At 50.7% G+C, this 13188-nt stretch carries 14 protein-coding genes; 13 read left to right on the forward strand and 1 reads right to left on the reverse strand.

The window, feature by feature from the left end; all coding sequences use genetic code 11:
* The first annotated feature begins 1 nt into the window (after window position 1).
* From bioB to ACR02O_RS12070, 10 genes are all read left to right on the forward strand, one after another.
* Window positions 2–991 (forward strand): biotin synthase BioB, encoded by a 990-nt coding sequence (bioB, locus tag ACR02O_RS12025; protein WP_458137266.1) that lies wholly within the window; start codon window positions 2–4, stop codon window positions 989–991.
* A complete protein-coding gene (gene bioF, locus ACR02O_RS12030) occupies window positions 991–2151 on the forward strand; it encodes an 8-amino-7-oxononanoate synthase (protein WP_458137267.1) in 1161 nt (386 codons plus the stop codon). Before bioB ends, bioF begins: the two co-directional genes overlap by 1 nt.
* A complete protein-coding gene (gene bioH, locus ACR02O_RS12035) occupies window positions 2148–2909 on the forward strand; it encodes a pimeloyl-ACP methyl ester esterase BioH (RefSeq protein ID WP_319962450.1) in 762 nt (253 codons plus the stop codon). Before bioF ends, bioH begins: the two co-directional genes overlap by 4 nt.
* The gene (gene bioC, locus ACR02O_RS12040) at window positions 2906–3694 is read left to right on the forward strand and encodes a malonyl-ACP O-methyltransferase BioC (RefSeq protein ID WP_494521705.1); all 789 of its coding nucleotides are present in this window, start codon (window positions 2906–2908) and stop codon (window positions 3692–3694) included. Before bioH ends, bioC begins: the two co-directional genes overlap by 4 nt.
* Window positions 3691–4386: a dethiobiotin synthase gene (bioD, locus tag ACR02O_RS12045; RefSeq protein ID WP_494521706.1), complete on the forward strand. Its 696-nt coding sequence runs from the start codon at window positions 3691–3693 to the stop codon at window positions 4384–4386. Before bioC ends, bioD begins: the two co-directional genes overlap by 4 nt.
* A 54-nt stretch (window positions 4387–4440) precedes the next feature.
* A complete protein-coding gene (locus ACR02O_RS12050) occupies window positions 4441–4836 on the forward strand; it encodes a bacteriohemerythrin (RefSeq protein ID WP_033156576.1) in 396 nt (131 codons plus the stop codon).
* 253 nt (window positions 4837–5089) lie between these two features.
* Window positions 5090–6220: a cytochrome c oxidase subunit II gene (coxB, locus tag ACR02O_RS12055; protein ID WP_033156575.1), complete on the forward strand. Its 1131-nt coding sequence runs from the start codon at window positions 5090–5092 to the stop codon at window positions 6218–6220.
* 53 nt (window positions 6221–6273) lie between these two features.
* Window positions 6274–7890 (forward strand): cytochrome c oxidase subunit I, encoded by a 1617-nt coding sequence (gene ctaD / locus ACR02O_RS12060; protein WP_033156574.1) that lies wholly within the window; start codon window positions 6274–6276, stop codon window positions 7888–7890.
* Window positions 7891–8045: 155 nt separating this feature from the next.
* Window positions 8046–8588: a cytochrome c oxidase assembly protein gene (locus ACR02O_RS12065; protein WP_494521707.1), complete on the forward strand. Its 543-nt coding sequence runs from the start codon at window positions 8046–8048 to the stop codon at window positions 8586–8588.
* An 11-nt stretch (window positions 8589–8599) separates the two neighbouring features.
* Complete coding sequence (locus ACR02O_RS12070) at window positions 8600–9475, forward strand: cytochrome c oxidase subunit 3 (RefSeq protein WP_319962453.1); 876 nt, start codon at window positions 8600–8602, stop codon at window positions 9473–9475.
* A gap of 63 nt (window positions 9476–9538) precedes the next feature.
* Here ACR02O_RS12070 and ACR02O_RS12075 read toward each other — a convergent pair whose 3' ends face one another.
* Entirely contained in the window at window positions 9539–9799 is a 261-nt protein-coding gene (locus tag ACR02O_RS12075; protein ID WP_033156739.1) for a twin transmembrane helix small protein, read from the reverse strand.
* A gap of 84 nt (window positions 9800–9883) precedes the next feature.
* Between ACR02O_RS12075 and ACR02O_RS12080 the strand changes: the two genes are divergently transcribed.
* Genes ACR02O_RS12080 through ftsY form a run of 3 tightly spaced genes read left to right on the forward strand, consistent with a single transcriptional unit; the run spans window position 9884 to window position 13179 of the window.
* Window positions 9884–10627, forward strand: a complete 744-nt coding sequence (locus ACR02O_RS12080; protein ID WP_458137270.1) for an SURF1 family protein — start codon at window positions 9884–9886, stop codon at window positions 10625–10627.
* Window positions 10620–11207: a redox-active disulfide-containing membrane protein gene (locus ACR02O_RS12085; protein WP_458137271.1), complete on the forward strand. Its 588-nt coding sequence runs from the start codon at window positions 10620–10622 to the stop codon at window positions 11205–11207. The genes ACR02O_RS12080 and ACR02O_RS12085 overlap by 8 nt, the downstream gene beginning before the upstream one ends.
* A gap of 4 nt (window positions 11208–11211) precedes the next feature.
* Window positions 11212–13179, forward strand: a complete 1968-nt coding sequence (gene ftsY / locus ACR02O_RS12090) for a signal recognition particle-docking protein FtsY (RefSeq protein ID WP_458137272.1) — start codon at window positions 11212–11214, stop codon at window positions 13177–13179.
* Window positions 13180–13188 lie beyond the last annotated feature (9 nt).

A 13188-nucleotide genomic window follows, 5' to 3' on the forward strand; every position in this document is an offset into this window, starting at 1 on the left:
AATGTCTGCAAGCCAGAAACCCTTGGAATCAACGGCCACCATCCGTCACGATTGGCAATTACACGAAGTCGAAGCTTTGCTGGCGCTACCCTTTAACGATTTGATTTTTCAGGCGCAAAGCGTGCACAGGGTGTATTTCGATCCCAACGAGATCCAGGTGAGCAGTTTGTTAAGCATCAAGACCGGTTCCTGCTCCGAGGATTGCGGCTATTGCCCGCAAAGTGCGCGCTACGACTCCGATTTAAATCCGGAAGCTTTGATGCCGGTTGACGCCGTCTTAAAAGCCGCGAAGCAAGCCAAGGAGCAGGGCGCGTCGCGGTTTTGCATGGGTGCGGCTTGGCGTAGTCCGAAGGACAGAGACATCGAAAGAGTCGTGGAAATGGTGCAGGGCGTGAAAGCGCTGGGTATGGAAACTTGCGTAACGCTAGGTATGCTCAGCGATAAGCAGACCCAAGCCTTGAGGGACGGCGGCCTGGATTATTACAACCACAATCTGGACACCTCCGAAGATTACTATTCCGAAATCATCACGACCCGTACTTATCAGGACCGTTTGGATACGCTGGAAAGGGTACGTGATGCCGGCATCAATGTATGCTGCGGAGGGATAGTTGGAATGGGCGAATCGCAAACTGACCGCGCCAAATTGTTGTTGCAACTGGCGAATATGCCCAAGCACCCGGAAAGCGTGCCTATCAATATGTTGGTGCAGGTGGAAGGTACGCCATTGCACGGCACCGAAGCGCTGGATCCTATCGTGTTTGTGCGTACCATCGCCGTGGCCAGAATTCTAATGCCGCAGTCGCGGGTACGCCTGTCGGCTGGCCGCAAAGCAATGAGCGACGAGATGCAGGCTTTGTGTTTCCTGGCCGGCGCCAACTCGATTTTCTATGGTGATAAACTGCTGACCACCGATAACCCGATGACTAACCACGACCAGCAATTGTTCGAACGTTTGGGCGTTAAAATGGGCGGTTCCAGCTACGCCTAATGGCCAATAATTTCTACGACTTTGCCGGCCAGCTGCGGCAGCTGGAGCGCGATAACCTATATCGGCGCCGCAGGGTAGTCGATGGTCCGCAAGGCATTACGCTGAATGTCGATGGCCGGCAGCTAATCAATTTTTGCAGTAACGACTATCTGGGGCTGGCTAATCATCCTGAGGTTGCTACAGCGTTTAAAGCTGGTGTTGATCGCTTCGGAGTTGGCAGCGGTTCTGCGCATCTGATTTGCGGTCACAGTAGCGCGCATCATGGTTTGGAAGAAGAATTGGCGTCCTTTACCGGTCGGGAGCGAGCCTTGCTATTTTCGACCGGTTATATGGCCAATCTCGGCGTGATTTCGGCATTGTTGGGTCGCGGCGATACAGTGCTGGAGGACCGTTTGAATCACGCTTCTTTGTTGGACGGCGGTTTGTTGTCACGGGCGCGTTTTCAGCGCTATCGGCATGCCGATTGTGAAGATTTGCAGACTAAGCTCGCTGCTGCTTCCGGCAAGGCTCTGGTGGTCAGCGACGGTGTATTCAGCATGGACGGCGATTTGCCGCCATTGCCCGCCATGGTTGAGTTAGTCAAACAGCATCATGCCGGCTTACTGATCGATGATGCCCATGGTTTTGGTGTGCTCGGTAAAAACGGCGGCGGCGTTGTCGAGCATTTTGGTTTGAGTCAGGATGACCTACCCATTTTGATTGGGACTTTGGGCAAGGCATTTGGGACCTTCGGCGCCTTCGTGGCCGGTTCCGAGGATTTGATCGAGATGCTGATTCAAAAAGCTCGGAGTTATGTCTTCACCACCGCCTTGCCGGCGGCTGTGGCCGAGGCGACTCGCGCCAGTTTGCGGGTGTTGCAAAGTGAGTCGTGGCGCCGCGAACAGCTGCAAAACTTAATCGGGCGTTTCCGAAAAGGTGCGCAGCAACAAGGCCTGCAACTGATGGATTCTTTTACCGCGATTCAACCTGTTCTAATTGGCGACAGCGGGCAAACCGTGGCGGCTAGTCAGCGTTTGCTGGAGCAAGGATTTTGGGTCAGTGCGATCCGGCCGCCGACCGTGCCGGCCGGCAGTGCGCGCTTGCGGATCACTTTTTCCGCCAATCACACAGAACAGCAGGTCGATGCGTTACTGTATGCATTGGCCAAGGCTTTGCCATGACCGGTATTCATAGAGAAATATACGGCCGGGGCAGACCGCTGGTCATGCTGCACGGTTGGGCGATGCATAGCGGCATTTGGCGCGAATTTGCCAGGCAGCTGGCTCGGCATCGCCAGGTGATTTGCCTGGATTTGCCCGGTCACGGCCGCAGTGCCGGTTTGGATGCATATGACCTGTCGGCTATTACGTCCGCTTTATTCGATGCGATTCCGGTCAATCGCTTTAGCGTGTTAGGTTGGTCGCTGGGCGCGACGGTGGCTTTGGATATGGCGGCGCGCTGTCCGGACCGAGTGCAGTCGCTGTTCTTGTTATCAGGCAATCCGAAGTTTGTTAAGACTGCCGATTGGCCGGGAGTGAGGCCGGAGGTGTTGGATGGTTTTGTCGCCCAGCTTAGCGATGACACGAAATTGACCTTGCAGCGCTTTTTGAGTTTGCAAGTGCAGGGCTTGCCTGAGAGTCGGCAGTTATTGCAGCAATTGCGCTTGGCAGTACATGAGTGCGATGCGCCAGCGCGCGATGCGTTGCAGGGTGGTTTGCAAATTCTGAAAAATAGCGATTTGCGCAAGTCCGTGGTGGGCTTGCACTGTCCGACCACGGTCATGCAAGGCGATAAAGATACTTTGATTCCGGTACAAACCGGGCAAGCTGTAAAAACTTTAAATACGCGCGTCAAACTACATCTCCTCGCAAATGCCGGACATGTGCCTTTTTTATCGCACGCCCAGCAGTTATGCGACATCGTTGCTGCGGCTGAATGAGTTTTGCGGTGTTGGATAAAGCCAAAATTAGGCATTCGTTTGCGGCGGCGGCTGGGAGTTATGATTCGGCGGCGATGTTGCAACGTCAGGTGGGATTAGCCCTGCTGCAAAAATATCCGTTGCAATCCGCAACGGGCTGGGTGCTGGATATTGGGTGCGGCACCGGTTTTTTGACGCGATGTTTGCCGTTAGATGGTCTGAATCAGTCTTGTTTGGCATTGGATATTGCATTGCCCATGCTGCAAGCGTCGCGACGGAACAACGGTGCTGTATCGGTAGAATATGTTTGTGCCGATGCCGAAAAACTACCTTTTGCGGATAACAGTCTGCAACAAGTTTATTCGAATCTGGCCGTGCAGTGGTGTCAGGACTTGCCGGCGGTATTTGCTGATGTACGGCGATTATTGCGTCAGGATGGGCAGCTGGTATTTTCAACCTTCGGTCCGGAAACCTTAAAAGAACTGAAAGCCGCTTGGACGGGTGTCGACGACTTTGTTCATGTTAACGATTTTTATAGTGCGGGGCAGATTGGCGGTTTTTTAAGGGCTGCTGGTTTTGGGCGGGTTGATGTGGATACTGTGATGTATCGTTTATCTTACCCCACGGTACTGGCCTTGATGCATGAGCTAAAAGACCTGGGGGCGCATAATGTTAGCGATGCCAGAAATCGGCGACCCACCACCCGTTCGCAATTGCAGCGCATGATTCGGCGCTACGAGAACAGTATGGTAGGCGGTGAAGTAGTGGCCAGCTATGAAATTATTGTCGTGCGGGCAAGGTTATGAAATCCGCGTTCTTCATTACCGGTACGGATACGAACGTCGGCAAAACCTGGACGACGATTGCCTTGATGCGCTACCTGCAAATGCAAGGTTTGAGTACGGTGGGGATGAAGCCGGTGGCCGCCGGCTGTGAATGGCATGACGGGATGCTGAAAAATTCCGATGCGCTACTGATGCAGCAATACGCTTCGGTGTCACTAGAATACTCGCAAATCAATCCGTACGCTTTTGAAGCGGCAATATCCCCGCATTTGGCTTGCGGTGGTGTAGATGTTTCAGTGGATGTTGTTTCAGATGGATTTACCCGCTTAGAACAACGGGCTGATGTGGTGCTGGTAGAAGGCGCAGGCGGTTGGTATTCGCCAATGAGCGGGGTTTTGGACAATGCCGGTCTGGCGCAAGCCTTGCGTTTGCCGGTGATTCTGGTGGTGGGTGTCAGGCTGGGTTGTATCAATCACGCGCGCTTGACTATGTCGGCCATACGCCAGGCCGGCTTGTCTTGTGCCGGTTGGGTGGCGGTGCAAATTGATCAGGCTATGCCGGGTTTTGACGGTAATCTAACGTATTTGCTTGAGCGTCTGGATGCGCCTCTATTAGGGGTTTTGCCGTTTTCGGCTGCCGGCGATTTTGAGTTGTTGGCGGCTAAATTGAGTTTGCCAAACTGGCAAAAAGTTGATGTAAATCAAAAAAAATGAAGGCCAGATGTTCAAAATGACGACTCCATTACAAAAACAACCAGGAGACGTTATATGGCTTTAATTACTTGGACTGCGGCTCAATATGGCACTAATGTCGGATTTGCCGACCAAGAGCACCAAACCTTGTTCGGTTTGCTGAATAAACTGTACGATGAAGCCACGGGCGGCGCCGCGCGCGCAACCGTTGGCGCTTCGCTGGATGCACTGATTGCCTATGTGGTTGATCACTTTGCTCACGAAGAAAAGGAAATGGTGGCAAAGGGCTTTGCTGGTTATGATAGGCACAAAGCCGAGCACGAAGCGTTGATCGGTATCTGCGCGGATTTACAGAAAAAATTTCATGCTGGCGAAGCCGAAGTCACCGAAGACGTGGGGCAATTGGTCAAAAGCTGGTTGGATAGCCATATTCCTAAATTCGACATGGCGTATTCTGAAGCATTGAAGTAATGACAGCATAAATCTGTCTCTATTACGCAACAAAAGGCTTGCGAGCAGCGATGCTCCCAAGCCTTTTTTATGTGTATTTTTTACAAACGGGAAAACCTCTTCTGGTTTGTGGGTGAGTCATGGGTTAAAATTGCCCAGTTAATTTATGATAATTATCAGTAAATGGAATTGTTCGCCGGTTAAAGGGTCTTGCGACGATATTACGAAGATATAACGCATACAAGTTTATAACTACCAATGGGGAGGCTGCTCCGTGAAGAAAACAAAGCAACTGCTCGCTTGTTTAGTCCTGATGGCTTTAGGCTTGGGGACTGCGCATGCGGACTATACACTCAACCTGATGAAGGGCGTGACGCAACTCAGTAACGAGCTCTACGATTTGCACATGCTGATTCTGTGGATCTGCGTGTTTATTGGGATCGCGGTGTTCGGCACTATGTTTTACTCGATTTATCATCATCGTAAATCAAAGGGCCATAAAGCCGAGCAGTTTCATGAGAATACGACTGTTGAGATCATCTGGACCATCATTCCTACCCTGATTCTGGTGGGTATGGCGATTCCTGCCACCAAAGCCGTAATCGATTTGGACAAGGTGCAGGACTCAGAGATGAGCATTAAAGTCACCGGTAAACAATGGTATTGGGAGTATGAATACCTGGATAGCGGCGTGCATTTCGAAAGCCATTTAGACGAGGCCAGCGAAAAAACTCATAGGGTCAGTTCCATGGACCCGCGTAACGTGCCCAATTACTTGTTGAATGTGGACAAGCCGCTGGTGGTGCCGGTCGGTAAGAAAATCCGCTTTCTGTTTACTGCTGGCGACGTGATTCACTCCTGGTGGGTGCCTGATTTGGGCTGGAAAAAAGACGCCAACCCCGGTTTTATCAACGAAGCTTGGACTTCAGTGGATAAACCAGGCACTTACCGCGGCCAATGTACCGAGCTATGCGGTCGAGACCATGGCTTTATGCCTGTGGTAGTGGTGGCGATGGAACAGGATCAATACGATGCCTGGGTGAAAGCGACTCTGGAGAAACAGAACCAAGCACCTGATTTGAGCGACCAAACCCGCAACACGCTGATGGCAAAAGGTGAATCTGTTTATCTGAAAAACTGCGTGGCTTGCCACCAGATCGATGGTAACGGCATCTCCGGTTGGTTCCCCGCTTTGCGAGGCAGCGCGAAAGTCACCGGCAATATGGATCAGCTGATTGGTTTTATTCAGGCAGGTACGAGCAAAATGCCGGCCTTCAAAAAATTGCCGGATGACGAATTGGCCGAACTGATCACTTACATCAGAAACGCGCCGGCATTGGGTAACAACGTGGGTGATGAGATTCAGCCTAATAAAATCACACCTAAATGGGACGATGATGAGTAATTCACTGATTTTCGCAATGAACTCATTTTCTAATTTTTGCTGAGGTATAAAGTATGACTGCTGTCGTAGCTGAACATGATGATCATCACGATCACCACGATCACGGCCCTGAGAAGGGCGTTTTACGGTGGATATTTACCACCAACCACAAAGATATAGGCACCTTGTATTTGGTATTCGGCTTGGCAATGTTTTTTGTCGGTGGTGCCATGGCATTGGTTATACGCTCTGAATTATTCGAGCCAGGCCTGCAATTTGTCGATCCAAACTTCTTTAACTCCATGACCACCATGCATGCTTTGGTGATGGTGTTCGGCGCCGTCATGCCGGCGTTCGTTGGCTTGGCAAACTGGATGATTCCGATGATGATCGGTGCGCCGGATATGGCCTTGCCACGGATGAACAACATGAGCTTCTGGATGTTGGTGGCAGGCGTATTGTTGTTGGCCAGCACTTTGTTCATGGAAGGTGGCGCGCCATCGGGTGGTTGGACTTTTTATCCGCCCTTGGTTTTCCAAAACGGTAAATCCTTCCCGTTCGCTATTTTCTCTGTGCATTTGTTGGGTATCTCATCCATCATGGGTGCTATCAATGTGATCGCCACCATTTTTAATATGCGCGCGCCTGGCATGACCTTGATGAAAATGCCATTGTTCGTCTGGACTTGGTTGATCACTGCGTTTTTGTTGATCGCTATCATGCCGGTGTTTGCCGGTGCGGTAACTATGCTGTTGACCGACAAATTCTTCGACACCAGCTTCTTCGATGCAGCCGGCGGTGGTGACCCCGTGTTGTACCAACACATCTTCTGGTTTTTCGGACACCCTGAAGTGTATGTCATGATTCTGCCGACCTTCGGTGTGGCGTCTACCATCATTCCGGTATTTGCCCGTAAACCGCTGTTTGGATATGCCTCTATGGTGTATGCGACTGGTGCGATTGCCTTCTTGTCTTTCATCGTTTGGGCCCACCACATGTTTACCGTGGGTATGCCAGTGGCCGGTGAGTTGTACTTTATGTACGCCACCATGTTGATCGCGATTCCGACCGGCGTAAAAGTGTTCAACTGGACCGCTACGATGTGGAAGGGCTCTATGACCTTCGAAACGCCGATGCTGTTTTCGATTGCGTTTGTGGTGCTGTTCACGATGGGTGGTTTCACTGGCTTGATGATGTCGGTAGCGCCGGTGGATTTTCAATACCACGATACCTATTTCATCGTTGCCCACTTCCACTACACCTTGGTGCCGGCGTCTATTTTCATTCTGATGGCTGCCGGATATTTTTGGTTGCCTAAATGGACCGGCAATATGTACAACGAGAAAATCGGCAAGCTGCATTTTTGGTTGTCAGCGGTATCGGTAAACATCTTGTTCTTCCCGCAACATTTCCTGGGTTTGGCTGGCATGCCGCGTCGTATCCCCGATTATGCGATTCAATTCGCTGATTGGAATATGGTGTCCAGTATTGGTGCTTTCATCTACGGTTTTAGCCAGCTGTTGTTTGTTTACATCGTCATCGACACCATCCGCGGTGGAACCGGCGAAAAAGTGAGTGACGAGGTTTGGGAAGATGCCAGCAAACACAGTCTGGAATGGACCGTGCCTTCGCCTGCGCCTTATCACACCTTCAGCACACCGCCGGCGAGAATCCCTACCGAGCATTTTTAAGGCTTGAAATGAGTGACTGAAATAAGCCATGTCATTTGACATGGCTTATTGGGTAATGAAATGGATACAAAAAAGAAAAACATTTTGACGGCTTTGGTGTTGTTTGCGGTGGCCTTTACGATATACGTATTTGCGGTTATTAAGGCTATCTCGCAATGAGCGACGATATTGGGCAAAAAAATATCAAGTTGGTCCGTAAGCTGGCGCTTGTCGCAATTGCTATGTTTGGTTTTGGTTATGCTCTGGTGCCACTTTACGATGTGCTTTGCGATTTAACCGGTTTGAACGGTAAAGTTGATGGTCAAGCGGTTCAGGAGGCGGCGTATCAAGTGGATAAAAATAGGGAGGTGACTGTCGAGTTTCTCACGTCCTTAAACGAGTCCACTCCGATGTTGTTCCGTTCAGAAGTGAAAAGCATGAAAGTGCATCCCGGTGAATACTACACCGTTAATTTTTATGCCAAAAATACCACTAACAAACCGATGATTGCCCAAGCGATACCTAGTATTACTCCCGGCTTGGCGGCAGAGTTTTTTAAAAAGACTCAGTGCTTTTGCTTTTCTGAACAAACTTTTGCAGCAAACGAAGAAAAAACCATGCCGGTCCGTTTCGTTGTAGAGCCGGCGTTACCCGAACGCTATAAGACCGTCACGCTTGCATACACTTTTTTTGATAACACTAACATCAGTAAAAAATAGAGGGGAAGGATATGTCTACACACGATAGTTATTACATACCGCATAAAGCCGTATGGCCGGTTTTGGCTACCGGCGGTTTGATGATGACGCTGGCGGGGTTTGCTAATCATCTGAACGGTTCGTCGATTGGTTCCGGCATGATGTTGACCGGTTTCGTAATTTTTTTGGTGATGCTGGGGTTGTGGTTTGCCTTGCAATCCACCGAGAGCGAATCCGGTATGTACAACCACGGTGTCGGTATTTCTTATCGTATGGGCATGATGTGGTTCATTTTTTCCGAAGTCATGTTCTTCGCCGTTTTCTTCGGTGCACTTTGGTACACACGTAATTTGTCCGTGTCTTGGCTGGGTGAAACCGGCTTTCCAAGCGGGCCGGGCCGTTCGACACACGATACTTTGTGGCCGGCTTTTCAATCAGTTTGGCCTACCAACGGTCCCGGTAAAGTAGGTGGTGATTTCGAACCGATGGGTGCGTTTGGTTTGCCGTTTCTGAATACCTTGTTGCTGTTGTCCAGCGGTGTAACTTGTACTTGGGCGCATCACGGTTTGTTAGCAAAAAATCGCGATCAACTGATCAAAGGTTTGATCGCTACTGTTGGTTTGGGCTTTTTGTTCGTGGGATTTCAAGCAACTGAGTATTACGAAGCCTACCATGAAATGGGTTTGACTCTGGGTTCCGGCATCTACGGTTCAACCTTTTTTATGTTGACCGGTTTTCACGGTTTCCACGTTTGCGTCGGTGCAATTATTTTATCGGTCGTGTTGTTCAGAAGCTGGAAAGGTCATTTCACGCCGGAAAACCACTTTGCCTTCGAAGCAGCCGCTTGGTACTGGCATTTTGTCGACGTGGTCTGGTTGGGTCTGTTCGTGTTTGTTTACATGATGTAACAGCTGTTAATCAAACCGGAAAAAGCGCGGTCTTTGCGGATCGCGCTTTTTTTTTGTCGATTTTTAAGGGTTTGACGTTGCAGTTGCTGGATTTTGGTTGGCATGCATGCGGGCACCGATGCCGTGGGGTTGAACCATGCCTGTGGCGTAGGCGATGAACAGCAGGACGAACAAAGCCAGCGAGAGACCGATACGCATGGTTAATGCCTTGGCGGTCTTCGCCGAGTCGCTGTCTTCCTTGTGTTTGACAATATGAAACAGCGCGGACCCGAGGCTGATGACGATGGCCAGGAATGCGACGATAGTGAGCGTTTTGATGAGCATGGCGGCAATAATAAATAAAAACCTGCATTCTCGGCGATTCAGGTACGCTTGCCAATAGCACATATCCACACAGGAGCAGTCCCGATGATCAAATTTAGTATGCGGGGTATCGAATTCCGTTGTTCATTACTCGCATTAAGCGGATACCTGCTGTTATTCGGTTTGTTGTGCGGTTTGGGGGTTTGGCAATTGGGACGCGGCGAACAGAAGGCGGTTTTACTGGCGCAACAGCAAGATGCTGTCAACGCGGAAGCCTTGGATTTAACGCCTCAAACCGGAATAGATAAGGATGTTTTGCGCTATCGACCGGTTTTAGTGACAGGGCACTACGATATTAACCATCAGGTTTTGATCGATAACCAAACGCTAAACGGCAAACCCGGCTATCTGGTTTTAACGCCGTTTTTGCCCGATAGCGGTCAGCCTGGCATATTGGTTAACCGTGGTTGGATTCCGTTAGGCGCTTCCCGCGAAGTTTTGCCGGACATTGGTATCAGCACTGTGACGCAGCAAGTACGTGGCAGAATTAACCGTTTTCCTGAGCCAGGTCTGAAATTAAAAGGCGCGGAAATTCCGGGGGAAACTTGGCCGGTCAGAGTACAAGTAATAGATAGCCAACTCTTGGCGGATAGGTTGGGATATGCGTTGGCCGATTATCAGATCGAACTCGACTCGGCGCAGCCCGATGGCTATCAACGGCAATGGAAGATTGCTGTGGCAATCCCACCTGAAAAACATAGGGCCTATGCAGTACAATGGTTCGGTTTAGCGCTGACCTTAACAGCCCTATTTATTTGGATTAGTAGTCGAAAAATACACCGTGGATAATCAATATAAAAAAAACCGCATCACCATCGTAGTGATATTCGCCATGTCCATCGTGCCCTTTGGGTTTGCGTGGTTTTTGGCGAAAAATCCGGACATCGTTAGGCTAGGCACCAACAATGGCGTGCTGATCACTCCACCGCAAGTAACCTCGGCCGATGACTTTTCCGGTTACGACACATTTTCTGCGCAAAATATGCAGGAGTTGAAAGGCCATTGGGTGCTGGTCAACCCTGTGCCGAGGGACTGCGGGGAAACCTGTCGCGATGCCTTGTATAAAACCCATCAACTGACATTGATGATGGGTAAGGATATTGCCCGGATTCGCCGCTTGGCGGTGTTGTTTGAAAAAACTTATCAGCTGCCGGCGGAATGGCGCGATGACGGTCGCTTATTAAAAGCCTTGCCAGCCGTCTCCTTAAAGGAAAAGTTAACCCAATTAAACGCGCAGCCCTTGCCGGAAGGCATGCTGATCATTATGGACCCACTAGGAAATCTGATGATGCAATACGCTCCGGGCTACGATCCTTACCAAGTCAAAAGCGACTTAAGCAAGTTACTCAGAATTTCACAAATCGGTTAGAAATATGTTCAGAAAATTAACCCTGTGCTGCGCGTTGTTGGCGCTGCTAGTCATCATCGTCGGCGCGTATGTGCGCTTAACCCACGCCGGCTTGGGTTGCCCGGACTGGCCTGGTTGTTACGGCAAGGCTTTCGTCAGTGACAGCGCGGAATTTAAAGCCGATGCGGCTGCTGGATTTCCGCAGTATGCCTTGGATACCGCAAAAGCTTGGAAAGAAATGGCTCATCGCTACTTGGCTGGCGGCTTGGCGCTATTAGCGTTGGTTTGGTTTGGATTGGCGTGGGGGGAAAAACCGCGTTCGCCTGCAGTCATGCTGACCACTCTGGTATTGCTGTTGATAGCCGGGCAAGCCGGTTTGGGCATGTGGACGGTGACATCCGGCACGCGACCCGGCGTCGTAACAGCGCATCTGTTGTTGGGTTTTTTTACGTTTTGGACTTTAGGTTGGAGCTATTTGCGGCTTAATCCGGCTGCCGAAGCAAGGCCGGTTCGTTCCGGCCCCATCCTATTTACCGGTTTGGCGATACTGGTCTTGCTCGCGCAGATTGTGCTGGGCGGCTGGGTCAGTAGCAACTATGCCGGCCTAGCGTGTAGCGATTTTCCGCGTTGTAACGGCGAATGGTTACCGGGCGGCGATTATCTGAGTATTTTGGATCTGTTCAGGGACAGCGGTCTTTCCGCCGATGCGAAAATGGCGATACAGGCATTGCATCGCGTTTTGGCTGCTTTCACTTTCCTGGTGCTCAGCGCTTTGATGTTGTCCGCAACTTCGGAACGCCATCCAAAACCGGTGCGGTTGGCGGGAAATATCCTCAGTATACTGTTATTACTGCAGATCGCACTAGGGATTTTTAGCGTCAAGTACCAGCTGCCTCTGGCGTTGGCCGTTGCGCATAATGCGGTCGCTGCGTTGCTGATGTTGCCCTTGCTGGGGATTTTGTTTTACAGCCGTTATAGCACGGGAACAGAGGACGAAAGTGTAGCCTTCGAAGCCATGGAGCATGTTCCGGCTGAACCGGCCCCGGCGGAAGAACCGCAGATAATCAGCGAAGATTCTTTATATTTGCGTTTAACCACTCAGCTGAAAAAAACCAGAACCGGCCTGGGCGGGGTACTGAGCAGCTTGGCATTCGGGCAAAAGGCGCTGACCAAGGAGTTATTGGCCGACATTGAAGCCCAATTATTGATGGCCGACTTGGGCATCGAAACCACCACGCAATTGATTAAACAGCTGACCGATAGTTTGGAGCGCGATCAACTCAGTGACGGCCAATTATTGAGCCAAACTTTGAAGCAAAATTTGTTAGCGATGCTGGAACCTTGCAGCCTGCCGTTGCAAATTCCCAAACAAGATGGGCCGTTCGTAATTTTGGTGGTGGGTGTTAACGGTGCCGGCAAGACAACTTCGATCGGTAAACTGGCCAAACGCTTGCAGCAACAAGGCCATAGCGTCATGTTGGCGGCGGGCGATACTTTCAGGGCCGCCGCAGTCGAGCAATTGCAAACCTGGGGCGAGCGCAACGATATTCAAGTCGTGGCGCAGCATACCGGCGCCGATTCCGCATCGGTGATTTTCGATGCCTTACAGTCAGCCAAAGCCAAAGGCGTTGATGTATTGATCGCCGATACCGCCGGACGTTTGCATACCAAGTCCAACTTGATGGACGAATTGAAAAAAATCAAACGGATCATGGGCAAACTGGACGAGTCAGCCCCGCACGAGGTATTGCTGATACTGGATGCGGGCACCGGGCAAAATGCCTTGTCGCAAGCTAAACTATTCAACGAAGCGGTAGAGCTGACCGGCATTGCCTTGACCAAGCTGGACGGCACCGCCAAGGGTGGCATTATATTCGCGCTGGCTAATCAACTGCATATTCCGATTCGTTTTATCGGTGTGGGCGAGCAAATTGACGATTTGCAGGATTTCAATGCGCAAACTTTCGTCGATGCCCTGTTTGTTCAAGAGTGATGCGCAGTA

It is taken from the genome of Methylomonas sp. PHL2-19 (genome assembly GCF_059331595.1).

Coding starts and splice junctions, on each gene's coding strand:
- bioC (WP_494521705.1), top strand. CDS start 2,906: ATGAGTTTTGCGGTGTTGGATAAAGCCAAAATTAGGCATTCGTTTGCG.
- ACR02O_RS12080 (WP_458137270.1), top strand. CDS start 9,884: ATGATCAAATTTAGTATGCGGGGTATCGAATTCCGTTGTTCATTACTC.
- ACR02O_RS12065 (WP_494521707.1), top strand. CDS start 8,046: ATGAGCGACGATATTGGGCAAAAAAATATCAAGTTGGTCCGTAAGCTG.
- ACR02O_RS12070 (WP_319962453.1), top strand. CDS start 8,600: ATGTCTACACACGATAGTTATTACATACCGCATAAAGCCGTATGGCCG.
- ctaD (WP_033156574.1), top strand. CDS start 6,274: ATGACTGCTGTCGTAGCTGAACATGATGATCATCACGATCACCACGAT.
- bioB (WP_458137266.1), top strand. CDS start 2: ATGTCTGCAAGCCAGAAACCCTTGGAATCAACGGCCACCATCCGTCAC.
- bioH (WP_319962450.1), top strand. CDS start 2,148: ATGACCGGTATTCATAGAGAAATATACGGCCGGGGCAGACCGCTGGTC.
- bioF (WP_458137267.1), top strand. CDS start 991: ATGGCCAATAATTTCTACGACTTTGCCGGCCAGCTGCGGCAGCTGGAG.
- bioD (WP_494521706.1), top strand. CDS start 3,691: ATGAAATCCGCGTTCTTCATTACCGGTACGGATACGAACGTCGGCAAA.
- ACR02O_RS12075 (WP_033156739.1), bottom strand. CDS start 9,799: ATGCTCATCAAAACGCTCACTATCGTCGCATTCCTGGCCATCGTCATC.
- ACR02O_RS12050 (WP_033156576.1), top strand. CDS start 4,441: ATGGCTTTAATTACTTGGACTGCGGCTCAATATGGCACTAATGTCGGA.
- ftsY (WP_458137272.1), top strand. CDS start 11,212: ATGTTCAGAAAATTAACCCTGTGCTGCGCGTTGTTGGCGCTGCTAGTC.